Raw genomic sequence first — 26,619 nt, forward strand, 5'->3', positions numbered from 1 at the left:
AAAGGTCTTTTTATTTATACACCATGTGGACAAGAGGTTAAAATAGTAGGGAGGTGTGTGAAATTTGACATTTAAGAAGGCTCTTTTTTGGACTGCATTTTGGGTGGCCGTAGCCTTAATTTTCAATGCCGGGGTCTTATATTTTGAAGGACACCAGAAAGCCCTGGAATTTTTTACCGGGTATATTATTGAGTTATCCCTTAGCATGGACAACGTATTCCTGTTTTTAATGATATTTACTATGTTCGGTATAAAAGCAGAGTATCAACGGCGGGCATTAAATTACGGGATTATCGGCGCCATCATAATGCGTTTTATATTTATCCTGTTAGGAGTCTCCATTATTACCCGGTTTGAGTGGGTCTTGTATATTTTCGGCGGCATCCTAATCATTACTGCTCTGAAAATTATTTTTGGCAAGGAAGAAGAAATTCACCCCGAAGACAACAAATTAGTAATATTGTTCAAAAAGTTTTTTCCTGTTACAACTGAGTTGTATGGCAACAAGTTTTTCATTCGACTAAACGGTATTCTTCATGCTACGCCATTGTTTATTGTAGTACTGGTGATAGAAAGTTCCGATCTTTTGTTTGCCATAGATTCGATTCCGGCAATTTTCGCTGTTACTACAGACCCATTTATTATTTACACCTCCAATATCCTGGCTATTCTGGGGCTTAGGTCTCTATACTTTTTTATCGAACGCATACAGCAAGCATTTGTTTTCATTAAGCAGGGTGTGGGGGTAATTCTTTTCATTACCGGTGTAAAAATGCTACTGTTAATCTTCCACATAAAGGTGCCGATTTTAGTTGCCCTGAGTCTTATTGTTGGCGTCCTGGTCATAAGCATTATTTTATCTCTGCTGGTCAGTAAAAGAGGCAGGTCATGTCCAATTGTGCAGGAAAAAGGAGGGAACAACTAATGAAAACCCTGACCAAATACTTTTTAAACGGCATTTTAGTTTTATCTCCTATTATGCTGACTATCCTGATAATCAGCAAAGTGCTGGTAGCGTGGGATACTACAGCGGGTAAGTTTTTTCCATTGAAAGTACCTGGTTTACCACTTTTGATGAGCATTGTCGTCATTGTTTTGATTGGATATATGGCATCTTGGTGGTTAAGCGGTCAGGTACTGGGCTATATTGACCGCCTTTTTACCAAAGTACCTGTTGTTCAGTTTATTTACGGCATAATTAAGGATACTGTAACCAGCCTGTTAGGAGAAAAAAAATCCTTCGGTAAAGTAGCGGTAATCACGATCCCGGGCACAGAAATGAAAGTTGTAGGTTTTGTCACCTCGGAAGACCTGGAACACATTGGTTTTAAAGACTATGTGGCAGTTTACGTCATGCAGTCGATGCAGTGGGCCGGGAATACGGTCCTGGTACCGAAAAAAAACCTGGAAATCCTGGAGGGAGTAAAAATAGAAGATGTGATGAAGTTTATTGTTTCTGCAGGGGCCGTGTCATCAGTTAAAAACAACCAATTAATTGAACGTTAACGTTATGCATATACATGTTTTTAATTTAAGGTTCCATAGTACCGGTTTTGCTAATAACCGGTACCATGGATTTGTGCAGTTAAATGGGTCATTAATGACTTACTTTTTGCACGTTGGCAGGCTCTGCATATTTTGATACATAAAGGTCGCCTCTTGTATTCAAAAGGGCTAGGAATACTTCCCCGGGATCGGTTATGCCTAGGTTGTTAAGTTTATCAACCAGCCATGGTTCTGTGAAGCCAATACTTTGCAAACCATCACTGTTGATTTTTCCCTCGATGATCAAAGGTGTACTGAGCCCTTTATATTCCGAGGGAAGATTGAGGTCCTTTGGTGTGACAGGCAGGTATTGGCTTTTTTTGAGAACACTTAACTTGCCGTAAGGTTCCAAAATGGCATATTCCACTTCACCAAGGTCAAAAATACCGTTCTGTCTAAGCTGGCATAAAAGGTCGTCCAGGGAATACCTTACTCTTTCCAGGTTTTTTACCACAATTTTACCGTTTTGGATAACCATTGTCGGGTCAAAGGTGAGGTATTTCCCAATCTTCCTGTTTTCAAGAATCAGTTTTGTAAATAGGACATGTAAAATTCCAATCATGAACAGGGCGAAGATGCGCGGCCCATGCGGCGCATTTATGTCTGACATATCCGCTCCGGCCACCGCTCCTAATGTTACAGCCGTAATGAAATCAAATACATTAAAGCGACCCAGATGTCTTTTGCTCAATAACAGGGCTACAATCAGGAAGACTGCTAAAATCGTAATAACTCGGTAAAGTACAAGTAAATACTCCACATCTAAACCTCCAACTTACCGGTCTTCATTAAATTATTTCACAAAAGGCCAGAATATATTAAATTAAACGATGAGACAGTGAATAAATCATATAGTACATTGAAAAGCCTCGGGTTTTTCTATATAATTAGATAAAAGTATACCATGTCAGGGTATTTTTGAAAAAAGAAGGTGTAAACATATGGACGAATACAAGAATAACATGGAAGCGATATCAAGTTGTTGAGGCTCTGCCGATGATGCAGGTCAGCATCAACAGAAACCCAATACGGAAAACTGTCAGATTTGCGGAAGCAGGCTAGAATATTTTGCTCAAGGGAAGGAATTAAAATGTTTCCGTTGTAGAAAAAAAGAATTTGCCAATATAAGTTGTCCAAACGAACATTATATATGCGATGAATGCCACGGGAAGGACGTTTTTAAGACAATAAGGGACTATTTATTAACAACAAAATCGAATAATCCTTTGCATATTGCTGAAACTCTAATGGGTTACACCGATAAGGTCCCGATGCTGGGCTGCGAAAATGCCTGGATTGCTGCGGGGTCTTTAATGGCATCTATTAAGAATGAAGGATCCATAAAAATAGCTGATAGCCAAATTGACGAGGCGCTGAATCGGACCCGCAGACAGGCCATTGGCGGGTATTGTGGTCTGACGGGAGTCTGCGGGATTGCGCCTGCTATCGGAGCCTGCTTTAGTATAATTCTCGGGGCTGCATGTCCAAAAGATCGTGAAACTTCAATTACTATGAAAGTTGTGGGGAAAATAGTAAATGTTATTGCTGATGAAACCGGTCCGTGCTGTTGCAAAAATTTCGTTCGAACTGCCCTTGCTGAAGCTATTAAACTTACAGCTCAATATCTAAACGTACAACTTCCAATTTCCGATGAAATCCCCCTTTGTACTCACGTAGAGAGACATCCGCATGGGTGCAGAAAAGATAAATGCCGTTATTATACTGTTTAGGATAAGTGGAAAGCCAAGTTAGAGTATATAACACCTTAACCTGCTACATCTCTGCGTTCTGGTCAGAGCAAATCCCTTATGATTATTGATGTGCTGCATCATTAATATCAGCAAGATTGATGGATACCACGAAATGGGTTATAATTAAATATGTTTAGGCTTGACTATAAGACGAGGTAGCTTGTTAAACCTATCTTTTTTCCATGATAATACACAAGCAATACTTTGATAATGCTCAAGCAATACTTTTTGTTAAAATTGATTAAACTATATACTAATTTATGTTTCAGAGGAGAAGGAATGGTGAATCAAAATAACGACAAGCAAAAGTATTTTTTGCAAACCTTCGGATGTCAAATGAATGAACGTGACTCGGAAACCATGGCTGGCCTGCTGGAAGGTATGGGTTATGAGCCGGTTGCCAATGCGGAAGATGCAGATATCATCATATTAAACACATGCACGGTAAGGGAAACAGCTGAAAATAAGGTTTGGGGCAGAATAGGGGAGTTAAAGGCGTTAAAGAGCAAAAAGCCCGATCTGATTATCGGCATTTGCGGGTGCATGGCCCAGCAAAAGGAAACAGCCGAGAAAATAAGGAGAAAAGCCCCGCATATAGAGCTTATTTTTGGTACCCACAACATCCACGAACTGCCCGAAATGATCAATAGACTCGTGGCGGAACGCAAACCTTTGCTTAATGTATGGAATGCTGAGGGGAGTATTGTAGAAAACCTGCCCGCCCGCCGTAAAAGTAAGGTTAAAGCTTTTGTTTCCATCATGTTCGGTTGCAATAATTTCTGTACTTACTGCATAGTTCCTTACGTAAGGGGCAGGGAACGGAGTAGGCAGATTGCTGATATCGTCAGGGAAGTCAAGTCTCTGGCTGAACAGGGATATAAAGAGGTTACGCTGCTGGGGCAGAATGTTAATTCTTACGGAAAAGACCTCCCGGAGAAAACGGATTTCGCCGACCTGCTGGAGGTACTCAACGAGATAGACGGTATCCGGCGCATCAGGTATATGACTTCTCACCCCCGTGATTTTACGAGTAAACTGATTGATGTTATTGCCCGTTCCGAAAAGGTATGTGAACATTTCCATCTGCCTGTCCAGTCAGGATCCAACAGCATCCTGAAAAAAATGAACAGGGGTTATACCAGGGAATACTACTTCGAACTGGTAGCGGAAATCCGGTCCAAAATTCCACACGCCAGTATTACCACCGATATAATTGTCGGTTTTCCGGGCGAAACAAGGCAGGATTTCGAAAACACCATGGATTTACTGGATAAAGTCCGCTATGACTCCGCATTTACCTTTGTTTATAACAAACGCTCCGGGACTCCGGCTGCCAGCATGACCGACCAGGTTCCTGACGAAGAAAAAAGCAAACGTATTGTAGAACTGATTGAATTCCAGAATAAAATAAGTCTGGAAAAGAACCTCTGCGAAGTGGGCAGGGAGCATGAGGTCCTGGCGGAAGGCCTGAAAAACAACCAAAACAAGGTGGAAGCCCGGACGCGTACCAATAAACTAGTATTATTAAACGGTGATAGTAATATGATCGGCAACATGTACAGGGTAAAGATAGTAAAGGCAGGTCCGTGGCACTTAGATGGCGAGATTCTTTCATCTGGTAAAAATTGACCATTTAGCAGGATAATAGCGCTGACCTGTCGAAGCAATATATAAACTGGAGGTGAAACAATTGACCGTACTGGAAAAGGCAAAGGAATTGGCTCAGGCAATTGCTGAATGTGATGAACTGAAAGAAGTCCGTGCTGCTGAAACCAGAATGACCCTTGACCCTGATGCCCAGGATATCCTAAGGGAATTTCAGATCAAACAAAGGGAATTTTACAATATACAGGTGAACGGCGGAGAACTTACAGAAGAGCAGAAGCGCGATGTGGAACGAATCGAAAACAGGATGTCACAAAATGAATATATCCGCAAATTTGTGGGCGCTCAGGAAAGGTTTGAGGCCTTGTTAAATTCAGTAAATATGATTATTGCTCAGGCTATTTCAGGTAATTCAGGTTGTGGTTGTGGGGATAACGGCGCAGCAGATTGCTGCGATTCAGGCTGCAGCGGTTGCAATTAAGTAGGAGGAAAGAGACTTGGTTTGCTGAGTCTCTTTTTCTTAATATTTAGGAAAGTGTACTTAAGATATGCTTGTAAATAACTTTATCCAGGGCCAACATTGATGTTTTTCAGGAGGAACATATGAGCAGCTACACGCCAATGATACAACAGTACCTTGAAATTAAAAGTCAATACCCGGATGCCATCTTATTTTTTCGTTTAGGCGATTTCTATGAAATGTTCTTTGAGGATGCCGAAAAAGCTTCCAAAGAACTGGAAATAACTCTCACAGCCCGGGATGGGGGTAATGATAAAAAGGTACCGATGTGTGGCGTTCCTTTTCATGCTGCCACTACATATATTGCCAAGTTAATTAATAAGGGTTATAATGTAGCCATTTGCGAACAGGTAGAAGACCCCGGGGCTGCCAAGGGGATCGTCAAGAGAGAGGTAATCAGGGTTATTACGCCCGGGACTGTCCTCGAAGAAAATATGCTGGATGAAAAACAAAATAACTTCTTAATTGCCGTAAACAAAGATGATTTCGGTTATGGTCTGGCCGTAGCTGATGTATCCACCGGGTATTTTGCCGTTACTGAATTAAGAGGGGCCAAAGCGCTTAATCAGTTAATAGACGAAATATCCAGGCTGCAACCGGTGGAATGCCTGATACCGGATAACCTGGTTAAAAATATGGATTTAACTACAGAGATTCTCAAACAGGTTAAACTTTCGCTACATTCTTATTCATCGGTTCATTTTTCTATAAAAAATGCCACCAGTACTCTTTTGCGCCATTTTGCTACGGGTTCCCTGGAAGGGTTTGGTTGTTTGGAAATGTCAGTAGGTATCAGTTGCGCCGGGGCCCTCATGGCATTTCTGGCGGAAACGCAGAAAAACTCCTTAAAACATATCAACAAATTGATACCTTATACGACCACTTCATATATGCTGCTGGATCCATTTACCAGGAGAAATCTGGAACTGACCAGGACCATCAGGGATTCGTCCAGGAAAGGCACTTTACTGTGGGTTCTTGATTACACGCAAACAGCTATGGGCGGCAGGCTGTTAAAAACCTGGCTGGAACAGCCCCTGACTGATATAACGGCTATCGAAACCAGGCTGGATACCGTTGAGGAACTGGTCAATAACGTTTTTATGCGGGGTGACTTGCAGAAACTGTTTACTGAAGTTTATGACCTCGAGCGTTTGGCTGGTCGGATTGCTTTCGGTTCAGCAAATGCCAGGGACCTGATTGCCCTGAAAAAATCACTGCAGGTTCTTCCTAAAGTTAAAGAGATACTTGAAAGGGCCTATTCACCAGGTTTAATTCAATTGTACCGGCAGCTTGACATACTTGAAGACGTAGCCTCCTTAATCGAATCTGCTATAGACGATAACCCGCCTATTACCTTGCGGGACGGGGGTATAATTAAAAAAGGTTATAACGAAGAAATTGACAGACTGAGAAAAGCCAGCCGGGACGGTAAGACATGGATTGCCGAACTGGAACGCAGGGAAAAGGAAAGAACGGGGATTAAATCGCTAAAAGTCGGATATAACAAGGTTTTTGGTTATTACATTGAGGTAACCAGGGCAAATCTGGATGCAGTCCCGGATGACTATATACGCAAACAAACGCTGGCCAACGCTGAACGCTTTATTACTCCCGATTTAAAAGAATACGAATCTCTCATTCTTGGAGCGGAAGAAAAGATTACGCAACTGGAATATGAACTTTTTCAGGCCGTCAGGGAAAAAATCAGCAATTCCACGGCGAGAATTCAGCAGGCAGCTTCTATTGTGGCCCAACTTGACGTATATATTGCTTTCGCCGAAGCTGCCATAAGGAACAACTATACCAAGCCTATTATCAATGACGACGGTATTATTAAAATAACCGACGGCAGGCACCCTGTGGTGGAGAAGTTCATGCCTGAGGGCAGTTTTGTCCCTAACGATACCTATCTTGATTGCTCAGGTTACAGGATGGACATTATTACCGGGCCCAATATGGCCGGAAAATCTACTTATATGCGCCAGGTAGCTCTAATTGTGTTAATGGCCCAAATCGGCAGCTACGTGCCCGCTTCGGAAGCTCGGATAGGTATCGTAGACCGGATTTTTACCCGTGTCGGCGCTTCTGACGACCTGGCCACGGGGCAGAGCACCTTCATGGTTGAAATGAATGAAGTAGCCAATATTTTAAACAATGCCACAGCTAAAAGTCTGATAATTTTGGACGAAGTAGGGCGGGGTACGAGTACCTTTGACGGATTAAGTATCGCTTGGGCCGTGGCAGAATATATTTTGGATCCCGAAAAAATCGGAGCCAAAACTCTCTTTGCCACACATTACCATGAATTGACGGAATTGGCCGATATTTATCCGGGGGTGCAAAATCATAATATCGCAGTCAAAGAAAAAGGTGATGATATTATATTTCTGCGTAAAATCATTCCGGGCGGGGCAGACCGCAGTTACGGCATCCAGGTTGCCCGGTTGGCGGGTTTGCCGGGAGAAGTCTTGGGAAAAGCCAAGGAAATCCTCCGCACTTTGGAAGTTAACGAGGATGCAGTGAAAACGAAAAGGGAAGTAGCTGCAGCGAGGAAAAAGTGTTCTGATGGCAACAACGTCATCCAGTTAAGGATGTTTGACGAACCGGCCGCCGGCGATGCTGTGGCCAAGGAAATACTCTCGCTCGACCTTTTAAATCTCACTCCCCTGGAAGCTTTGAACTACCTTTATAAACTTCAGCAGAAATTAAGAAGCTCGTCAGGGGAATAAGGAAGCAGGTGATTAAATGTATATCGGTATCGATGTGGGCGGCACTTTTACCGATGCCGTCTTAATCGATAAGGACCGGGTGATCAGCAAAACAAAGTTTCCAACAGTACATGACAACTTATTGCTCAGTTTATTGGAAGCTCTCGACAGGGTAACGGACCAAGTGGATAACAGTTTGATTGAGAGAGTGGTTATCAGTACTACCCTCATAACTAACCTGATTGTCCAGAACAAATACGAACCCGTAGCCCTGGTACTGGAACCAGGACCCGGGTTAAACCCCAGGGATTACCCTTTTAAGGAAGATACCTTTATTATCGACGGTGCCATTGATTACAGGGGCCGGCAGATTATTCCCCTGGATAAGCGGCAATTGGATTTAACCATATCAGAAATCAAAAAGAAAGGGTATAGAAAAGCAGCCATTGTCGGCAAGTTTTCCGGCCGTAATAATGCCCACGAAATAGAAGTTGGCAACATATTTAATCGAGCGGGAATAATAACCGAACTGGGCCATAAAGTTTCCGGCCGGTTGAATTTCCTGCGTCGGGCAGCTACCACCATGCTCACGGTTGCCACCCGTGATGAACATGTAAAGTTTGTGGATACAGTTAACAAAGCATTTAGAGACAGGCAAATTACGGCGCCTATATTTATCTTAAAAGCTGACGGCGGTACATTGTCCCTGGAAGATTCCAAAAAAGCGCCAGTTGAGACTGTTTTTTCGGGACCGGCAGCCAGCACTCTCGGTGCCATGGCTTTGTCTCCGGAAGGGGAAGATACAGTAGTCATGGATATAGGCGGTACTACCACCGATTTGGCTCTAATTCTATCCGGTAAACCGGTTCTGGCCTCAAAAGGAGCCACAGTAAAAGGTTATTATACCAGCATAACATCCTACGCGGTTCGTTCCGTACCTGTTGGGGGAGACACAGCCGTTGCAGTGAAAGGAAATGACATAGACCTGCTTTACGAAAGAAAAGGCCCAGCCTATTGTTTCGGCGGACCGTATCCAACACCTACCGATGCCCTGTTGGTATTGGGATATTACAGTCACGGTAATGTGGAAGCGGCAAAAGAAGGACTGGTTAAACTGGCCGAGCCGCTGGGATGTGATGTAAAAACGGTGGCGCAAAAAATATTGGATAAATTCAGCCAAAGCATTACCGGGGCTATTGAAGATATGTTTTTATCTTGGGAACAGGAGCCTGCTTACAGGGTTTGGGAATTATTGCACCCGACCCAGATACGTCCCCAAAACATAATCGGGGTAGGTGGCGCCGCTCCCGGCATAACTCAGGCCGTAGCCCGGTTAATAAACTGCACCCCTGTTATACCGGAACACGCCGAAGTAGCCAATGCCATAGGCGCTGCCGTTGCCCAGCCCACTTTGAAAGCAACTTTACGGATTGATACAGGAGAGGGGTTATATACCGTCGAAGAAAACGGCAATCAAGGGTCTGTCAGCAAGTTTTCTTCTTTTCGGGAAGAAGATGCCGTTCGACTGGCTAAAGAACAACTGCTAAAAATGGCTGACGACCTACATGTCCCGGTTGATACCGGCAGCGTAGAGGTTACTCATTCGGAAGTATTTAATGTGATCAGGGGTTTTACCACCACTGGCAGGATTTATCACGTCACGGTGCAAACCCCCAGAAAAATCCTTACCCGTCTTTATAAACAAGGGGGCCAGGACGCATGAAGAAAACAGGACTGGTTTTTTTCCCGGCCTTTGACTGGGCCATATCGCCGACTCACCCCGAAAGGGAGGAACGGCTGCTTTATACAAGAGACCAAATTTTTGAGGAAGGGCTTATGGATTTGCCGCAGATAACCGAATATAAACCGCGCCTCGCCACAAAAAAGGATGTGGCCAGGACCCATTTTTGCGTGCCCAACGTGGCCGGCCAGACTACGGAAGCGCATTTAATTGCGGCAGGTGGCGCTCTGGTAATTGCCGATGCACTTATGAAGGGGGAAATCCATAACGGATTTGCCATGGTTCGACCGCCCGGCCACCATGCCATGCGGGTGGTACATGGTAACCGGGGCTTCTGCAATATCAATAACGAAGCCATTATGGTTGATTATTTAAGGCATAAATACGGCATAAAAAAGGTGGCCATCATTGATACCGACGTGCACCACGGCGACGGCACCCAGGATATCTTTTACCATGACCCGGATGTTTTATTTATCTCATTTCACCAGGATGGCCGGACCCTCTATCCGGGTAGTGGTTTTACCAACGAAGCAGGCGGCCCGGCAGCTTACGGTACTACCCTGAATGTTCCGCTCCCGCCGGGTACTACCGATGAAGGTATTCATTATGTGCTGGATAATTTAATTCTGCCTGTGTTAAACGAATTCCAACCGGAAATTATTATTAACTCGGCCGGACAGGATAACCATTATACGGACCCCCTTGCCAACATGAAGGTATCAGCCCAGGGTTATGCCCAGTTGAACCAGAAACTGGCCCCGGACATTGCTGTTTTGGAAGGCGGTTACGCTATTGAAACGGCCCTTCCTTATGTCAATACTGGAATTATCCTGGCTATGGCGGGCCTTGATTACTCGCATGTTATTGAGCCTGATTATAATAAAAACCAACTTGTGCAATCTCCGGAAAAAACGGAGAGGATTAAGGAAACTGTTGAAGAGCTGTTGGCTGTATGGAAACAAAGAAACAAAATTGAACTTGGCGTACTGGCCCATAAATCAGATTTTTATCAGCGGCAGAAAACCATTTTCTATGATACTGATTATATTCACGAAAACCAGGTAGAAAAAGTGCGGCTTTGCTATGATTGTGCCGGATACATTACAATCATGTCCCAGGCTTTTCATCATAATGACCGGCGGAGTAAGGTTTTTTGTGTCGCTATTCCTTTTAACGCTTGCCAGAGGTGTTACAATGACGCCCATAATGATTATATGAACGCTGTTAGGTCAGAAGCCTACGACTATGTTTACCTGCAGAACAAAGCGGAAGACGTTTACCGTATCTTTACCAATGTGGGAACTAAAAAACTGGAAGAGTTTTAACTCATAACGACAGACAGGTGAATGAAGTGGGTAAAATCAAGATACTTGATGATTTTACAGCCAATAAAATAGCCGCCGGGGAAGTTGTGGAGCGACCGGCATCGGTAATCAAAGAACTGGTGGAAAATGCCCTTGATGCCGGGAGCAGTAAAATTGAGATTCAGATTTTCCGGGGTGGACTTGATAAGATTACAGTTATTGACAACGGGGAGGGAATGGACAGAGAAGACGCTCGCCTAGCTTTTCACAGGCATGCTACCAGCAAAATAAGAAATGATGCGGACCTTGATGCCATCGCTACCCTTGGTTTTCGGGGCGAAGCTTTACCGAGCATTGCCGCCGTATCTACAGTGGAAGTGCGAACTAGGCCACATAATGAAGTTTGCGGCGCCCGCCTCATCGTTGAGGGAGGCAAAATCGTTAAAGATGAAGATATCGGTTGCCCGGCCGGAACCACAATCACAGTATCCAACCTTTTTGCCAATGTTCCGGCGCGCTTAAAAAATATAAAATCTGTATCCCTGGAAGCAGGGCATATCAGTGACGTGGTCAGTAAACTGGCTGTGGCTTACCCGGAAGTCAGCTTTAGTCTGCAGCATGATAACCGGTTTTTATTTAAAACTTCGGGAAACGGTGATATGCTGGACATCATTGCTTCCCTTTACGGGACAGAGACTGCCAGGGCGCTGCTGCCTATCAATGCAGAAAGGGATGGCATCGGTATCAATGGCTATATAGCCAGGCCTTCCGTGACCAGGTCCACAAGGAACCATCAAACTTTTATAGTAAACAGGAGAATAGTAAAAAGCCGCCCCTTAAGCCAGGCTCTTGAACAGGGGTATCATTCATTAATAATGACGGGCCGGTATCCGGTGGCATTTTTGAATATCCATCTGCCTTACAACCTGATTGACCCGAATGTTCACCCCGCGAAAATGGAAGTAAGGCTATTTGTTTTAGATAAAATCAGCGATTTGCTAAGTAGCGCTGTAAAAGATGCCCTGTCCAGCAACACTCTTATCCCGGAAACGAAGATTCCCGTGGAGAAACCGTCAGGTATACAAAATAGGAACCAAGCTCAATATGTTCAGCAGTTTCTGGATGTAGATGAAGGCCATTATCACGGAAAACAGGCCGAATGTTCTCTGGTTAAAGAAGGTACTCCGGTTTTGGCTGAATTGCCGGACAGAAGCCTTGCGGACGAACCACAGAAGGAACCACAGAAGGAACCGCAAGACATACCACTGAATATGCTACAGGGGCGGATTTCCCTGGATACACCCTATAACTATTTCCCAAAAGACAAAGTCATAGCGGGTTTGCGCCCCATAGGCCAGATTGACTGCACTTATATCGTAGCCCAGGGTAGGGAAGCAGGGCTATACCTGATTGACCAACATGCGGCTCACGAGCGAATTTTATATGAAAAAAATATGCAGGTGCCAACAACTAACTATTCTCAGCTTTTAGCCATTCCCCAGCATATTGAATTGACCCACCTGGAAGCTCAGGTATTGATTACCAATATTCTGGAGTTCCAGGCCATAGGATTTGTTATAGAACATTTTGGAGGGGACAGTTTCTTGTTACGGGGAGTCCCAGGAGGATTCCCGCCGGGAGAGGAAAAAAAGATTTTTTTGGATTTATTGGATTATTTTTTCAATAATCAGCACAAACTAACAAATAAAGAGCTGCGGGAAGACCTTATTATCATGATGTCCTGTAAAGCCGCTATCAAAGCGGGAGACAGGCTATTACAGGGACAGATGGAAAAGTTGCTTGCTGATTTGAGCAACACGGAATTGCCATATACCTGCCCGCACGGCAGGCCGACGGTAATACATATCTCGGGCTATGAATTAGAGAAAATGTTTAAGAGGGTATTATAACATGTCACCAAATCTATATGTTACCAATACCCATAAGATCAATCCTGAGTCTGTGGCTATGGCCGAATCCTGCAGCAAAGTTTTAAAGGTCCCTTTTATTCCAAGGAATAAGCGCCCCTTGAATGCGCTGTGTCCGGAGGGGGAAGAGGCCGGTTTTCTGGTGGTCAGTAAGAACTTGGAACTATCTTTAATTTATAAGGGTTTTGAATTGTTTTTTCACCCCAGTATGAGTAAGGTGCGTATCAAAGCGCTGCAAAAAGGGCAAAATGACCCCATGCTTACCGCTATGGATGCTTGTCCAGGAGACTCAGTCTTGGACTGCACTCTGGGCCTGGGTTCCGATGCTATAGTAGCAAGCTTCGCCGTGGGAGCTTCGGGTAGGGTGGTAGGCCTCGAATCGGTACCCGTCATTGCACTGATTGTCCGGCATGGTTTGCAGCACTACCGGGACAAAAACGAGAGGATCAATGAAGCCATGCGCAGAATAGAAGTAATCAATGCTGATTATCTGAACTACTTGAAAACCCTGCCGGATAATAGCTTTGATATAGTATATTTTGACCCTATGTTCAGGAAACCCATGCAGAAATCCAGTTCAATGAAACCGCTGCGCAGATGGGTAAACGGAGATCCGTTGTCCATGGAAGCAGTGAATGAAGCAGTCCGTGTGGCTACCAAAAGGGTGGTTATGAAAGAAGGTAGTTCCAGTGGTGAATTTGCTCGCTTAGGCTTTAAAAACATAGTGGGCGGAAAACACAGCCCGATTGCTTTTGGGTTTATAATTACAGGGAAAGGAGAGAAAGCTGCGTTGTGAAACCACCTTTCCTGATAGTTATAGTAGGTCCTACCGCCGTTGGAAAAACCGAGGTAGGTATTGAACTGGCCAAGCTGATTAATGGAGAAGTTATTTCAGGGGATTCTATGCAGGTTTACCGCGGTATGGATATAGGTACTGCCAAGCCAACAAAAGAGGAAATGCAGGGGATTCCACATTACATGATAGATATACTTGACCCTGATGAAGAATTCAGTGTGGCGCTTTTTCAAAAAATGGTGGAAAACTACATTAAACAGATTTATGATAAAGGAAAGGTACCTATTTTGGTGGGCGGTACAGGTTTATACATAAGATCTGTAATTGATCGTTATGATTTCACACCTGTGGCCGTTGATCCAAGTCTGCGGGAAAAGCTGAAAGAAGAAGCTGAAATGTATGGCAGTGCAAGTCTGCATCGAAAACTTCAGCAGGTTGACCCAAAGGCCGCCGAAAAAATTCATCCCAACGATATGCGCAGAATTATCAGGGCTTTGGAAGTTTATTTAAGTTCCGGCCGGCAAATTTCTTCGTTTCACAGATTAGAGGATGAGAGTCTGCCTCCGAAATATCGGTTGGGCTATTATGGGCTGACGATGCAAAGACATAATCTTTACCGTCGTATTGAGGAAAGAGTGGATAAAATGATTGAAAAGGGGCTGATAGAAGAAGTTCGATGTCTCCTGAAAAAAGGTTATCATGAAGGCATGGTTTCCATGCAGGGCATTGGTTATAAGGAAATCATAGGCTATCTGCGGGGTGAATATACTTTAGAAGATGCTGTGCAACTTTTAAAACGCAACACCCGACGGTTTGCAAAAAGACAACTGACCTGGTTTCGCAGGGATGCAAGGATTAAATGGTTTGATGTCGAAGCATATACCTTCAAATCAGAAATTGCGAGAGAAATTGCCATGCAATTTGAAGGACAATTTATTAAGACGTAGAATATTGTAAAAAACTAAAAATGGAGGGACAAAGATGACTAAGCCGCAAATTAATCTGCAAGATGCATTTTTAAATCAGGTTAGAAAGGAGAATATTCCTGTAACCATATATTTAGTCAATGGTTTTCAGCTAAAGGGAATGGTTAAAGGATTTGACAATTTCACTGTTATCCTGGAATTAGACGGAAAACAGCAAATGGTGTATAAACATGCAGTTTCAACCATATCTCCTCTGAAACCAATAAGCTCGTCCTATACCAGCGCAACTGCCAATGCAACTGTAGCCGAACCCAAACAGCAGTAGCTTATATTCAGAGATAAAATTGACATAGTATATTGTCCCAATGTCATCCGGGACAGATACGATTAACATGATGGACAAAATTAAGAGCCCTCTTTTTTTGAGGGCTCTTATCTATTTAATCAGATGTTTTTCCCATATGTTCATGTCTTCAAAGCCTGTGCATATCCTACAATTGTTTACCAACCGGCCCCTATATTTATACCCGCTTTTATGGAACACGCTGTTGATACCTGCAGATTTGGCCCGAGCCAGACTGAAAACAGTTGTTATAGGCCGATTTTCCATGTCTTTTTCAAGGGCCTGAACTAATTGGAACATCAGCCCCTGCCCCCTGTAATTATCCAGTGTTGCACAATCGGTAATTTCGGCCGCTTTATTATCCAGGTCCATTTCTGCAGAAGCAGCGCTAACTATTTGCTTTTTATGTAAAATTACGTGAAAAACATAATTATTATTCATACAGTATTTTAAATAGTTCGGGTCTTTGATAGGAGTGGGATACAGGTCAAACACTTTTTGAAAAAACTCAGCCAGTTCATAGGCAGCACGAGGGCTGGCTGCCCTTATCTGAAAACCGGCAGGCAAACCGCGGCCAGATAAATTAACAGATTTCCCAAAGATTTTCTCCAAAACCCCATCCTCCTGAAGAAAATCCTTGGACAGAAACCTTTCCGGATCTAAAAACTTAGATACCAGGACAGCCGGTCTTCCCTTATAATAGTAGTTCATAAAGCCTTCTACCATGTACCCTGCAGACACAAATTCTTTCCAACGGAATTCCCTGCAAAAAACGATTATCTTGTTCATCCAGGCAGTTTTCCTGGCTATCTTTTCTATATAATCAATTACCTGAGCGGTGGTGCCCGTGCCCTGATCTTTTACAATCAGGCGTCGGTTGAATTTGTCAAAGTTTATGTTCAAGCCGGTAGTGGGGGTGACGGCTTCCCGACAATCTTTGTGCCCTGTGAATTTATATTGCATCATCATAAGTACCCCTTCTTTTTTCCCGGTTGTTGCCCTTGGGAACCAGACTTATTTCCCCGTTAAATAATTTTGCGAGGCCGAAGGCTTTTTTAGGTATGCCACAGGTTTCGCAGTTTTTACACTGGCTGGTTTTATCCTCCGGCTCTGAGTAACAACATATTACTCCTTCATAATTTCGTAAAATGGTTTTATCTACAGAATGAGAGATCAGGTACTGAGGGTTTACGGGGATTTTTCCACCACCCCCCGGGGCATCGACCACAAAGGTAGGTACTGCCAGGCCGGAAGTATGTCCACGGAGCATTTCAATAATCTCAATACCTCTGCTGACAGGTGTTCGGAAATGCTCTATTCCCCTGGCCAGGTCACATTGATATAAATAATAGGGTCGCACCCTGATAGTCAATAGTTTTTGAAATAATCTTCTCATGATCCCGGGGCAGTCATTTATTCCTTTTAACAATACTGTTTGGTTTCCCAGAGGTATCCCGGCATCGGCCAACATATTACAGGCGTGAATAGATTCTGGAGTAATCTCCTTCGGGTGGTTGAAGTGGGTATTTACCCATATAGGGTGGTATTTTTTCAAGATATTGCAGAGCTGAGGCGTAATTCTTTGTGGTAAAACGACAGGAGTTCGGGTGCCAAAGCGAATTATTTCTACATGTTTAATAGCTCTTAAATTTTTCAGCAGGTATTCAATTTTTTCGTCAGGGAGCAGAAAACTATCTCCTCCGGAAATCAAAACATCTCTAATAGAAGGTGAGCTTTTAATGTACTTCAGAGCCCTTTCAATTTGCTTCATTGGCAACTGCCTGTCATTGGTTCCTGCCATCCGTCGCCGGGTACAGTGGCGGCAGTACATGGCACATTGGTCTGTGACCAGCATTAATACTCTGTCCGGATACCTATGAGTAATCCCGGGAACAGGTGAATCGATTTCTTCATGCAATGGGTCATCCATATCGCTGCATACGGAAACCAATTCATCGGAGGTTGGTACCGCCTGTTTTCTGATAGGACAGTTAGAATCGTTTGGGTCCATAAGTGAGGCGTAATAAGGGGTAATGGCCATTCTAAGGTGAGTGAGGCAATTTCGTATTCCATCTTCCTCTTTTGGGGTAAGTTTCAGAATTTTTTTCAATTCTTCAACGGATGTAATTCTATTTCGCAATTGCCACGTCCAATCATTCCATTTTTTTTCATTATCCTTCTTCCAGTTTAAACCATTACATTGCTTCTGCAATATACATCACTCTCCTTTTTTTGAATTTTTTAATCCCTGGGTAAAAGACTCACTTGGATCTTTACCATGGTTATAGTATGGTTGCCGGATAAGAAAAACCAGGGCACTCTAACTCTCTTCTGATGTGTTTTCAGCAGAAGAGAGAGTTAGAGTGCCCTGGCTTCGTTAACTCGCGTAACTCACCCTAGACCACTATGCAATGACCTATCTCCAGCCCTCGTAGAACTAAGAGAAAGCCCCAGCTCCCTCGACCGGGTTTTTCAACGCTAGGTTTCGGTGGAAACCCTTCCGTTTCTTTAGGCACTTACAACAACCCACCCAAGCGTGCTGTTGCTCGAACCGCACCTACTTCCTATGTTTAATTCACCCTGAATTGTCCGTCTGTAATAATTTTACCATTTAACTAGTAATTGGTCAAGAGAACCTTACCGCTATGTCTTTAGTTTGGACATAATCCGTGTGGCCTGGCGCATACAAAAAACCAGCTCTTTTACTGAGCTGGTTTTTTATATATCTAATCACTTTGTGAAATATTAAACAACATTATTTCTTTTTAGCAACAGAATCCTTTAAAGCCTTACCAGCTTTGAACACAGGAACCTTGGAAGCCGGAATCTTGATTTCTTTTCCAGTTTGCGGGTTGCGGCCTTTCCGGGCTTTTCTCTGCTTGACTTCAAAAGTACCAAAACCAATGAACTGAGCTTTCTCACCGCGAGCCAATGCTTCCTGAATGCTTTGGAATACAGCATTTACAGCCTTTTCACAGTCTTTTTTCTTTAAGTTGCTAACCTTTTCTGCCACTTGGGCAACTAAATCTGTTTTAGTCAACAAAAATACCTCCTTTTAAATCTTGATTTTGGGCTTTGTTATAATTGCTCTTGAAGGAAAACTCAAGAATACCTCCTTTCGGTCGGGTGGTGATTAATCATAAAATTTATTGGTTTTGGTTGATGCGGCTTAAGACCTGCTTACCCGCTAAAAATGATCCCCATAAATCACACACTATTAAAAAACAAAATAATGTCTGCAACAACTATAACCTGCCCTCAAGATGTTCAAGGAGTGAATTCTGTTGTATTAAAAACCCTACTGTTTATTAGTTCACCAAAAAGACTGACTCGAATGCTTTTAGAACAATGGGTTGTTCTTGTTTCTTATGTTAATGCTAATTTATTTCTACATATATCGCAGAAATCCTGCATATTTTACCAATAAATCCACATCTTTTTAATGAATTATACATGAATTACATTTTTCCTCATAAACATATTAGGTAGAAATTATTTCTAATAAGGAGTTGACAAACCATGGAAATCAAAATTATTCGCGATCGCCATAAAGGTTTAATTACTCCTGAGAAATTGTTGAATTTGGTCGAAAAGGGCCATCTTCCGCCAAGTAAAGCCATAAATTACTTTAATGAAAAAAACCGGAAAAAATTTAAGGATTATGCCAAAGAAGAATCGGTACAAATAGACAGAGAACAGGAAATTCTGGATGAATTGAACCAGATGGTAGGTCTGGCGCCTGTAAAAAAAATCGTTAACGAAATCCGGGCTTTTGTCAAAATACAAAAACTCAGGGAGGAAGAAAGGCTGTTGACAGAGCCTCAGGCGCTGCACATGATTTTTAAAGGAAACCCCGGTACAGGAAAAACCACCGTAGCCAGGGTCTTTGGCCGCCTCTTCAAAGAAATAGGGGTTTTGTCCAAAGGCCACCTACTTGAAATAGAACGGGCAGACTTGGTTGGCGAATACATTGGACATACAGCGCAAAAGACTAGAGATCAGATAAAAAAAGCCATGGGTGGCGTATTATTTATAGATGAAGCCTATTCTCTTGCCCGCGGCGGGGAAAAGGATTTCGGCAAGGAGGCTATTGACGTAATAGTCAAAGCCATGGAAGACCATAAAGATAACCTACTGCTTATCTTGGCAGGTTATCGGGAAGAAATGGAACAGTTTATCGGGACCAATCCCGGTTTAAGGTCACGGTTTCCCATACATATTGATTTTCCCGACTACAGCATGGAAGAGCTGCTGCAGATAGGCGAATTAATGCTCAACCAACGTCAATACCGGTTATCTCCACAGGCAAGGGAAACTCTGAAAAATGTTCTAGCATGTAAAACTGCTTTGCATCACCACGAAGGAAATGCCAGAATGGTCCGCAATATTATCGAAAAAGCCATTAGGTTGCAGGCAGTCCGCCTGGTTTCCAAAACTAAAGTTACCCGTGAGGAACTAATGACTATACTTCCGGAAGATATCAAGGGGGCACGGGAAAATTGGCTAAGGAATGTCTTGTAATTGGCAGGATGTTAAGGTTATTCCCATATCTTCCCTTTATTCATAAGCCTTAAGAAGATTAAACGAAGGTATTTTATTTGCTCCCTTGGAACTCCGCCGCCAGGGCCCAGAGGATGGCTGGTGCCATATATGAGGGCACCGAATTGCCGGAGAACGAAAGTTGACACATACTTAACTAGAGGATAGAATTAGGAGGGATCTATACGATAAGGTGAAGCCAACAAATTAGGCACGGTTTACCGTTTCGCCAGGGTCCTGCACGAAGATTATAGGAATGATGCCATTTACCTGGATATTGAAGCGGATGAACTGCATCTGTCCAGTTTGAAAAAAAGTTTGAAAATCGAGGAGTGATCTGAGTGTGAACCTTGAGAAAATAGTCTTAAAAACTGAAGAAAAAATCCAACCTGTTTATAATTTATTGGATAAAACTGCTTTTAAAAACCATGAAAAGGTACTGCAAGCTTTTAATGAAAGCCAGGTTACAGATTACCACTTAAAAGGAAGCACCGGTTACGGTTATTCTGACGCCGGGCGTACGGTAATCGAAAAGATTTTCAGTATTATTTTCCGTACCGAAGCGGCTTTAGTCAGAGGGCAGATTACTACGGGAACTCATGCCATAGCTGTAGGGCTTTTTGGGAACCTGCGGCCGGGAGATGAATTGTTATCTGTCACCGGCGCTCCTTATGATACGCTACAGGAAGTTATCGGTATAAGAGGGGAGTCGCCTAACAGCCTGAAGAACTGGGGAGTAACCTATCGCCAGGTTGATTTGACAGAAGACGGACAGATTGACCTGGATGCTGTTAAAAAGGCCATAAGCCCTAAAACTAAAATAGTTTTTATCCAGCGGTCCCGGGGGTACGCATGGCGAAACGCGCTGAGAATCCAAGACATTGGCTCTGCCTGTAAATTTGTGAAAGAAATTAATCCCTCAATAGTCATCTTTGTGGATAACTGTTACGGTGAACTGGTAGAGGTTCAGGAACCCACGGAAGTTGGAGCTGACCTTGTGGCGGGTTCTTTGATTAAAAATTTGGGCGGCGGTCTTGCTCCCACGGGCGGTTATCTGGCCGGACGAGAAAGTTTGATCAAAAACGCCGCCGAACGATTGACTGCTCCCGGCATTGGTGCTGCCGTCGGCGCAACATCCGACTGGAATCGCTGGTTTTTGCAAGGAGTTTTCCTTGCTCCGCATGTTGTCTGTGAAGCCCTGAAGGGCGCTGTGTTTACGGCTGCATTGTTTGAGGAACTAGGTTATGACGTACTGCCCAAATGGAATGATTACCGCTCTGATTTAATCCAAAGCATTCGGCTTGGCTCCGCAGAAACAATGGTATCTTTTTGCGAAGCTTTGCAGCAGGCATCTCCGATTGACAGTCACGTATTACCCCAACCATGGGATATGCCCGGATATGACTGTCAGGTAATAATGGCCGGCGGCACTTTTGTACAGGGAGCTACTATTGAATTAAGTGCAGACGGGCCAATCAGGGAACCTTATGCAATATATTTACAGGGCGGCCTGTCAAAAGATTACGTGAAGATTGCAGCCATTAAGGCAGCCAGGAAAATAACTTCTTAAAGTAAATATATTATTAAGGTGCAGGAATTAGAAGAATTTGGTCGAATAACCTATATGTTAAGGACAATTTAGCCACTGTTAAAGGGGGGTGGGCAGTGCAAGAGACGGCACAACAAAGAATTCTCGTTATAGATGACGATAAATTCATGGTGCGTATTATTAAAGACTGTTTGGAAAAAGTAGGTTTTATTGTTTATGGCGCAGAAGATTTTAGTTCTGCCATGGAATTGATTTACCAGATGACTCCTGACCTTATCTTGCTAGATGTGGTACTGCCCAAAATGAACGGCTTTGAAATATGCAGGCTCCTGAGAAATGATACAAGAACGAGCCACGTTCCCATTATCATGATTACATCCAAGGCAATGACTGAAGACAAGGTGGCCGGACTTGAAGCAGGGGCCGATGATTATATAACAAAACCTTTTGACCCCCTGGAGCTGGTGGCTCGGGTTAAGACCCACCTGCGCCGCGCAAAACAGGAAAAAGCTTTTAACCCACTTACCGGGCTTCCCGGAAATATTGTAATAGAAGAAGAAATTAAACAAAGGGTTGAGGTAAGCAACCGGAAATTTGCCGTTTTATATCTAGACCTGGATAATTTCAAGGCTTATAATGATGTTTACGGATTTTTGAAAGGTGACGAAGTCATAAAATTTGTTGCCCACATTTTGGATAAAAACGTAAAGGAATTTGGCAACCCCGACGACTTTATCGGTCACATCGGTGGTGATGACTTTATCTGTATTACTACGCCTGATAAGGTAGATGATATTTGTACAAACATTATTGAGCAATTTGATTCAACCATCCAACTTTTTTATTCTTCGGAAGACCGGAGAAGGGGACATATAATAACAAAGGATCGTACCAATCAGGACGTTACTTATCCCTTCATGTCTATCTCAATTGCTGTTGTGAGCAATGAAAACAGGCAGATTGAGAACCACTGGCGTGTGGCGGAAATTGCGGCTGAAATGAAAAAATATGCCAAATCCAAACCGGGCAGCATCTATGTTAAAGACCGAAGATCCCGGTAAATTCCGCGTGATTTGACAAAAGTTGTTTGCTGAAGTTTTGTTGGGGGTTATCGTTTGGAACAGGTAATACTTTGGATTTCCGTTATCATAGTTATTATCGGCGCCCTGGGAACCATCCTTCCGGTTTTACCCGGCGCACCCTTAATATTTGTTACTGCCATTTTATACGGTTGGTACGAAGAGTTTAACAAAATTACCCCTCTGACGCTGGTTGCCTTGTTCCTATTAATGGCGCTGGTTATGGTAATAGATTATGTATCCGGAAGTCTGGGTGCCAAAAAGTACGGCGCTACCAAATCAGGTATATGGGGTTCTCTCATTGGCGGGGTTATTGGTTTTATGCTTTTTAACGTGCCCGGTATTATACTGGGTCCCTTGGTAGGAGCAGTTATCGGAGAGATAATAGCCGGCAAGAACATTGCTGAGGCATCCAAAGTTGGTATTGGCACCTTACTTGGTATGGCCGTCGGCTCTGCCGTCAAGTTCTCATTTGCCATAGCTATGGCAGTTCTTTATATAACTAAAGTTCTTAGTTAACCAACTACGGCATTAGACTGTCGATAAAGTAGTGTCGGCAGTCTTTTTTTATGTCCAAACAGCTTTGTTTTTAGGTTAAGGCGTAGACTTAATTATTGTCAAATCGCATTAATAAAGGAAAAGGGAATAAGACCGGAATAGTCCCATTCCCAGACAAAATTGGCTATCAGTGAATGCGCCTGAAAACACCAATAACTTTGCCGATTATTTGTGCTTCATTAGTAATAATGGGTTCAAGGCGAGGGTTCTCAGGCTGCAACCTGATATAGTCTTTTTCTTTATAAAAAGTTTTTACCGTGGCTTCATCACCTAAAAGAGCTACGACTATATCGCCGTTTTTGGCGTTTGACTGCTGCCTTACCAGAATGTAATCCCCGTCCAAAATACCTGCTTCAACCATACTGTCGCCCCGTACTGACAGCATAAATACATTGTCATTCTTTACAAAATCCAGAGGCAGCGGAAAGGTATCTTCAATATTTTCAACGGCTAAAATCGGCTCCCCGGCCGTAACTTTTCCGACAATGGGCACATTGACCATTTCCTTTTTGATGACCGGCGAATCAGGATCAAGTATTTCTATAGTCCTGGGCTTAGTCGGGTCACGGCGAATATATCCTTTTTCCTCGAGCTGAGCTAAATGTCCATGTACCGTAGAACTGGAACTTAACCCTACAGCCTTACCAATTTCTCGTACCGAAGGGGGATAACCCTTTTTTCTGATTTCACGTTTTATAAACTCCAAAATTGCAATTTGCCTTGCATTAAGATCAGGGTACATATATTCACCTCCTAGTTTATTATAGCATAATTATCCAGAAATGCAAACATTAGTTCGGTAATATCGCCAATTTTTTCTGAAAATGCATTGACACAGAACACCAGTTCGTGGTAAACTTTTTCTCAGAACAAACACTTGTTCGAGGAAAGGGGTAAGAATGATGGTAAAAAAGGTAAAAAGATGGAAAATCAATAAAAAAGTATTTCTGCATAGAATTCTGACCTTAATACTCAGCGTTTTGATGGTATTAATTATAACCAATACTGTTATAGCCGCCAATTTGCTACCGGAGTATAAAGAAGTTACCATTAAGTCCGGTGATACTTTGTGGGATTTGGTAAAATCAGCCTATGGCAGTAATGTAAATATTGAAAAAGTCATTTATGAAATCCGCAAATTAAATCATAAAACTACTTCTGATATTTATCCCGGGGAAAAATTAAAAATCCCTTTAAATTTATAGCATTTTTTACCTTAACCTCGAAGGATATTTCCGCCATTTGTCAAATAATATACAATATTAAGACAATATTAAAATAAATACACCATAAAATATCCGAGGGGCTGAGGTAAATTTGAGGAAGATTCGTATTGTAATCATTGGCGCAGGAAGAGAAGGCAGTTCTCTGTACCATTGTTTTCGAATGAAGCCTAACGTGGAAATAGTAGGAATTGCTGACGTGACAAAACAGGGCCTTGGTTTAGACGAGGTACAAAAGGTCGGTGTTATAGTATCGCAAAACTTAAAGGATGTTGTTACACTTCCCAATATTGATGTCATCGTGGAAACTACAAAAGACCCTGTTATTAGGCGGGAAATTTACGAATTAAAAAGCGAAGATACCCAGATGATTGAAGCTAATGGCTTGGATCTTCTTATGACACTGGGCAATAAAAAAGAAAAAGCCGAAGCAGAATTACTGTCAGTGCTCAATTCTATTCAGGATGCTGTAGAAATTGCTAATAATGACGGCATTATTACATATGTTAATCCAACTTTTGAAAAAATAACGGGGATTCCAAGGGAAAAGAGAATTGGCGCCAACATTTTCGAAGTTTGCCCAGAAAGTCCGTTGGCCATAGCTTTAAAAACTCAACAACCTGTGCATGCGGAAAAAGAGTATATAATAAACTACGGAAAAGAACTTATGTTTCACGCTTCACCAATAATGGTCAGGGATGAGCTACACGGTGCAGTTGCTGTTTTCAGGCCCCTGACTAACGTGATTAAATTGATGGAAGAACTGCAAAAATCTACTTCGATAATCGAAAGTCTTTATGATAAGTTCAGCCAGCTTAATGGTTTGGCAGAACTAAATGTTTCTGATGTAATGCCCATTGATAAAATGGAGCAGTTGCTTCTGCGGCAGGCCTTAACCAAATTTGGTTACTCTGTAGAAGGAAAGAAAAAAGCTGCAAAAGCCTTGAATATCTCACTGGCAACGTTGTATAATAAACTTAAAAAGTACCAGATAAGTTAAAGGGGTTTTCGACCCCCTTTTTTTCTTAATGTTTGCAGGGGGTGTTTGCGATAAGGTACATAGAGACTGATACGATAACCAATGTAGTTGCCAAGCTTTGTATTGAGGCTAACTATTACCTGCCCGAGGATGTACTGCAGGCCATTCAAACTTTTAAAGAAAAAGAGATTTCCGAAATAGGCCGGGATATTCTGGCCCAACTTATTCAAAATCAGGAAATCGCCCGGGCCCAAAAAGTCCCTATTTGTCAGGATACGGGCATGGCAGTGGTTTTTGTAGAATTGGGACAAGATGTGCACATCAATGGAGACCTTTACCAGGCCCTAAATGACGGCGTGGCTAAAGGTTATAAGGAAGGCTATCTTAGAAAATCCATAGTAGCAGACCCTTTTTTACGTGCAAACACGGGCTCTAACACTCCTGCCGTTATTCATATAAAATTGGTACCTGGAGATAAGTTGAAAATAACTGTTGCGCCAAAAGGTGGCGGAAGCGAAAATATGAGTGCAGTAAAAATGCTGAAACCTGCCGATGGCATGGAAGGAGTCGAGGACTTCATTTTAAAAACGGTTGAAGAAGCAGGTCCCAATCCTTGTCCGCCAATAGTTATAGGCGTTGGTATAGGCGGAACTATGGAAAAGGCCGCCTTGCTGGCAAAGGAAGCGCTGCTCAGGCCGCTGGGGTCAAGAAGTCCCCATCAGCATATTGCTGCAATGGAAGAAAGGCTGTTAGAGAAAATTAACAAACTCGGCATAGGGCCACAAGGTTTTGGTGGTAGTGTCACTGCGCTGGGCGTTAATATAGAAGTGTTTCCTTGCCATATAGCCAGTCTGCCCGTAGCGGTTAATATCAACTGCCATGTCAGCCGCCATATGTCAGCGGAAATTTAACTTTATATATGTGAGGGTAAGTGAAAATGGGAACTATCTATTTATCAACTCCTTTGACTACGGAAAAAGTGGAAAAACTTAGAGCCGGCGACAGGGTATACATATCCGGTACAATTATTACCGGTCGTGACGCAGCCCATAAACGACTTATTGAAACCATCCAATCCGGCTCTGAGCTGCCCATTAACCTGGCGTCTCAGATAATTTATTACGTTGGACCCACACCGGCCAGACCGGGCGAGGTTATTGGGTCTGCCGGGCCCACTACCAGCGGGCGTATGGACCCGTATACACCTATACTGCTGGAGAAGGGCCTTAAGGGAATGATTGGTAAAGGCAGCCGAAGCAAAGAAGTTAAAGATGCCATCAGAAAGTACAAGGCCGTTTACTTTGCGTCTATCGGTGGAGCAGCAGCCCTGGCTGCCCAGCAAATAAAAAATGCGCGGGTTTTATTATATCCCGAGCTAGGACCGGAAGCTATCTATGAATTTGAAGTGGAAGACTTTCCGGTAATTGTTGTCAACGATTGCTATGGAGGCGACTTGTATATAGAAGGTATAAAAAAATATCACAGGATACTGAATGCAGATATTTAAGTGGAGGTGCAG

Annotated in this window: 25 protein-coding genes; 20 read left to right on the top strand and 5 right to left on the bottom strand. The window is 43.1% G+C overall.

Features of this window, described 5'->3' with window-relative positions; genetic code table 11:
* Positions 1-64: 64 nt before the first annotated feature.
* Together ACSNJE_RS11005 and ACSNJE_RS11010 are read left to right on the top strand one after the other, a co-directional pair.
* The gene (locus tag ACSNJE_RS11005; RefSeq protein WP_052216724.1) at positions 65-925 is read left to right on the top strand and encodes a TerC/Alx family metal homeostasis membrane protein; all 861 of its coding nucleotides are present in this window, start codon (positions 65-67) and stop codon (positions 923-925) included.
* Positions 925-1,506 carry a DUF502 domain-containing protein gene (locus ACSNJE_RS11010; protein WP_495252670.1) on the top strand — a complete coding sequence of 194 codons (582 nt, stop codon included), beginning with the start codon at positions 925-927 and terminating at the stop codon, positions 1,504-1,506. Before ACSNJE_RS11005 ends, ACSNJE_RS11010 begins: the two co-directional genes overlap by 1 nt.
* A gap of 91 nt (positions 1,507-1,597) precedes the next feature.
* Here ACSNJE_RS11010 and ACSNJE_RS11015 read toward each other — a convergent pair whose 3' ends face one another.
* On the bottom strand, positions 1,598-2,305 hold the full coding sequence (locus tag ACSNJE_RS11015; protein ID WP_052216726.1) for a DUF421 domain-containing protein: 708 nt from the start codon (positions 2,303-2,305) through the stop codon (positions 1,598-1,600).
* A gap of 181 nt (positions 2,306-2,486) precedes the next feature.
* Here ACSNJE_RS11015 and ACSNJE_RS11020 point away from each other — a divergent pair, with 181 nt between their 5' ends.
* From ACSNJE_RS11020 to hfq, 10 genes are all read left to right on the top strand, one after another.
* Entirely contained in the window at positions 2,487-3,275 is a 789-nt protein-coding gene (locus ACSNJE_RS11020) for a DUF5714 domain-containing protein (RefSeq protein ID WP_495252671.1), read from the top strand.
* Positions 3,276-3,575: 300 nt separating this feature from the next.
* A complete protein-coding gene (gene miaB, locus ACSNJE_RS11025; protein ID WP_495252672.1) occupies positions 3,576-4,925 on the top strand; it encodes a tRNA (N6-isopentenyl adenosine(37)-C2)-methylthiotransferase MiaB in 1,350 nt (449 codons plus the stop codon).
* Between the two features lie 61 nt (positions 4,926-4,986).
* A complete protein-coding gene (locus ACSNJE_RS11030; RefSeq protein ID WP_052216729.1) occupies positions 4,987-5,382 on the top strand; it encodes a YlbF/YmcA family competence regulator in 396 nt (131 codons plus the stop codon).
* 122 nt (positions 5,383-5,504) lie between these two features.
* On the top strand, positions 5,505-8,153 hold the full coding sequence (mutS, locus tag ACSNJE_RS11035; RefSeq protein WP_495252673.1) for a DNA mismatch repair protein MutS: 2,649 nt from the start codon (positions 5,505-5,507) through the stop codon (positions 8,151-8,153).
* Positions 8,154-8,169: 16 nt separating this feature from the next.
* On the top strand, positions 8,170-9,855 hold the full coding sequence (locus ACSNJE_RS11040; RefSeq protein WP_052216731.1) for a hydantoinase/oxoprolinase family protein: 1,686 nt from the start codon (positions 8,170-8,172) through the stop codon (positions 9,853-9,855).
* Positions 9,852-11,201 carry a histone deacetylase family protein gene (locus ACSNJE_RS11045; RefSeq protein ID WP_052216732.1) on the top strand — a complete coding sequence of 450 codons (1,350 nt, stop codon included), beginning with the start codon at positions 9,852-9,854 and terminating at the stop codon, positions 11,199-11,201. Before ACSNJE_RS11040 ends, ACSNJE_RS11045 begins: the two co-directional genes overlap by 4 nt.
* Before the next feature lie 26 nt (positions 11,202-11,227).
* On the top strand, positions 11,228-13,090 hold the full coding sequence (gene mutL / locus ACSNJE_RS11050) for a DNA mismatch repair endonuclease MutL (protein ID WP_495252674.1): 1,863 nt from the start codon (positions 11,228-11,230) through the stop codon (positions 13,088-13,090).
* Between the two features lies 1 nt (position 13,091).
* Complete coding sequence (locus ACSNJE_RS11055; protein ID WP_052216734.1) at positions 13,092-13,904, top strand: class I SAM-dependent methyltransferase; 813 nt, start codon at positions 13,092-13,094, stop codon at positions 13,902-13,904.
* Positions 13,901-14,851, top strand: a complete 951-nt coding sequence (gene miaA, locus ACSNJE_RS11060) for a tRNA (adenosine(37)-N6)-dimethylallyltransferase MiaA (RefSeq protein WP_052216735.1) — start codon at positions 13,901-13,903, stop codon at positions 14,849-14,851. Before ACSNJE_RS11055 ends, miaA begins: the two co-directional genes overlap by 4 nt.
* A gap of 34 nt (positions 14,852-14,885) precedes the next feature.
* The gene (gene hfq, locus ACSNJE_RS11065; protein ID WP_495252675.1) at positions 14,886-15,155 is read left to right on the top strand and encodes an RNA chaperone Hfq; all 270 of its coding nucleotides are present in this window, start codon (positions 14,886-14,888) and stop codon (positions 15,153-15,155) included.
* A gap of 111 nt (positions 15,156-15,266) precedes the next feature.
* On the opposite strand, the gene ablB is transcribed toward hfq, so the two are convergent.
* The 3 genes from ablB to ACSNJE_RS11080 all read right to left on the bottom strand — a co-directional run bounded on the left by ablB (position 15,267) and on the right by ACSNJE_RS11080 (position 18,213).
* Positions 15,267-16,139: a putative beta-lysine N-acetyltransferase gene (gene ablB / locus ACSNJE_RS11070; RefSeq protein WP_495252676.1), complete on the bottom strand. Its 873-nt coding sequence runs from the start codon at positions 16,137-16,139 to the stop codon at positions 15,267-15,269.
* Positions 16,126-17,385 (bottom strand): lysine 2,3-aminomutase, encoded by a 1,260-nt coding sequence (gene kamA / locus ACSNJE_RS11075; protein WP_495252677.1) that lies wholly within the window; start codon positions 17,383-17,385, stop codon positions 16,126-16,128. Before kamA ends, ablB begins: the two co-directional genes overlap by 14 nt.
* 543 nt (positions 17,386-17,928) lie before the next feature.
* A complete protein-coding gene (locus tag ACSNJE_RS11080) occupies positions 17,929-18,213 on the bottom strand; it encodes an HU family DNA-binding protein (RefSeq protein WP_052216739.1) in 285 nt (94 codons plus the stop codon).
* A 479-nt stretch (positions 18,214-18,692) separates the two neighbouring features.
* Between ACSNJE_RS11080 and ACSNJE_RS11085 the strand changes: the two genes are divergently transcribed.
* The 4 genes from ACSNJE_RS11085 (at position 18,693) to ACSNJE_RS11100 (ending at position 22,859) form a co-directional block, all read left to right on the top strand.
* The gene (locus tag ACSNJE_RS11085; RefSeq protein ID WP_052216740.1) at positions 18,693-19,694 is read left to right on the top strand and encodes an AAA family ATPase; all 1,002 of its coding nucleotides are present in this window, start codon (positions 18,693-18,695) and stop codon (positions 19,692-19,694) included.
* 361 nt (positions 19,695-20,055) lie between these two features.
* Positions 20,056-21,282, top strand: coding sequence for a methionine gamma-lyase family protein (locus ACSNJE_RS11090; protein ID WP_495252678.1), 1,227 nt, complete (start codon positions 20,056-20,058; stop codon positions 21,280-21,282).
* Positions 21,283-21,377: 95 nt separating this feature from the next.
* The gene (locus tag ACSNJE_RS11095; RefSeq protein ID WP_013120367.1) at positions 21,378-22,322 is read left to right on the top strand and encodes a response regulator; all 945 of its coding nucleotides are present in this window, start codon (positions 21,378-21,380) and stop codon (positions 22,320-22,322) included.
* A 54-nt stretch (positions 22,323-22,376) separates the two neighbouring features.
* Complete coding sequence (locus ACSNJE_RS11100) at positions 22,377-22,859, top strand: DUF456 domain-containing protein (protein WP_052216742.1); 483 nt, start codon at positions 22,377-22,379, stop codon at positions 22,857-22,859.
* Positions 22,860-23,025: 166 nt separating this feature from the next.
* On the opposite strand, the gene lexA is transcribed toward ACSNJE_RS11100, so the two are convergent.
* Positions 23,026-23,640: a transcriptional repressor LexA gene (gene lexA / locus ACSNJE_RS11105; protein WP_013120369.1), complete on the bottom strand. Its 615-nt coding sequence runs from the start codon at positions 23,638-23,640 to the stop codon at positions 23,026-23,028.
* A gap of 160 nt (positions 23,641-23,800) precedes the next feature.
* Between lexA and ACSNJE_RS11110 the strand changes: the two genes are divergently transcribed.
* The 4 genes from ACSNJE_RS11110 (at position 23,801) to ACSNJE_RS11125 (ending at position 26,607) form a co-directional block, all read left to right on the top strand.
* A complete protein-coding gene (locus tag ACSNJE_RS11110) occupies positions 23,801-24,103 on the top strand; it encodes a LysM peptidoglycan-binding domain-containing protein (RefSeq protein ID WP_052216743.1) in 303 nt (100 codons plus the stop codon).
* A 112-nt stretch (positions 24,104-24,215) separates the two neighbouring features.
* Positions 24,216-25,121 carry a PAS domain-containing protein gene (locus ACSNJE_RS11115; protein WP_152908944.1) on the top strand — a complete coding sequence of 302 codons (906 nt, stop codon included), beginning with the start codon at positions 24,216-24,218 and terminating at the stop codon, positions 25,119-25,121.
* 41 nt (positions 25,122-25,162) lie between these two features.
* A complete protein-coding gene (locus ACSNJE_RS11120; protein ID WP_152908945.1) occupies positions 25,163-26,011 on the top strand; it encodes a fumarate hydratase in 849 nt (282 codons plus the stop codon).
* A 26-nt stretch (positions 26,012-26,037) separates the two neighbouring features.
* A complete protein-coding gene (locus tag ACSNJE_RS11125) occupies positions 26,038-26,607 on the top strand; it encodes a Fe-S-containing hydro-lyase (protein WP_474773050.1) in 570 nt (189 codons plus the stop codon).
* The last annotated feature ends 12 nt before the right edge of the window (positions 26,608-26,619 follow it).

This window comes from Thermincola sp. GK-1, from assembly GCF_059412445.1.

What these genes read in the sequence shown, in the direction of transcription:
- ACSNJE_RS11010 (WP_495252670.1), top strand. Translation starts at nt 925, where the DNA reads ATGAAAACCCTGACCAAATACTTTTTAAACGGCATTTTAGTTTTATCT.
- miaB (WP_495252672.1), top strand. Translation starts at nt 3,576, where the DNA reads ATGGTGAATCAAAATAACGACAAGCAAAAGTATTTTTTGCAAACCTTC.
- mutS (WP_495252673.1), top strand. Translation starts at nt 5,505, where the DNA reads ATGAGCAGCTACACGCCAATGATACAACAGTACCTTGAAATTAAAAGT.
- ACSNJE_RS11040 (WP_052216731.1), top strand. Translation starts at nt 8,170, where the DNA reads ATGTATATCGGTATCGATGTGGGCGGCACTTTTACCGATGCCGTCTTA.
- ACSNJE_RS11045 (WP_052216732.1), top strand. Translation starts at nt 9,852, where the DNA reads ATGAAGAAAACAGGACTGGTTTTTTTCCCGGCCTTTGACTGGGCCATA.
- ACSNJE_RS11055 (WP_052216734.1), top strand. Translation starts at nt 13,092, where the DNA reads ATGTCACCAAATCTATATGTTACCAATACCCATAAGATCAATCCTGAG.
- hfq (WP_495252675.1), top strand. Translation starts at nt 14,886, where the DNA reads ATGACTAAGCCGCAAATTAATCTGCAAGATGCATTTTTAAATCAGGTT.
- ablB (WP_495252676.1), bottom strand. Translation starts at nt 16,139, where the DNA reads ATGATGCAATATAAATTCACAGGGCACAAAGATTGTCGGGAAGCCGTC.
- ACSNJE_RS11085 (WP_052216740.1), top strand. Translation starts at nt 18,693, where the DNA reads ATGGAAATCAAAATTATTCGCGATCGCCATAAAGGTTTAATTACTCCT.
- lexA (WP_013120369.1), bottom strand. Translation starts at nt 23,640, where the DNA reads ATGTACCCTGATCTTAATGCAAGGCAAATTGCAATTTTGGAGTTTATA.
- ACSNJE_RS11110 (WP_052216743.1), top strand. Translation starts at nt 23,801, where the DNA reads ATGGTAAAAAAGGTAAAAAGATGGAAAATCAATAAAAAAGTATTTCTG.
- ACSNJE_RS11125 (WP_474773050.1), top strand. Translation starts at nt 26,038, where the DNA reads ATGGGAACTATCTATTTATCAACTCCTTTGACTACGGAAAAAGTGGAA.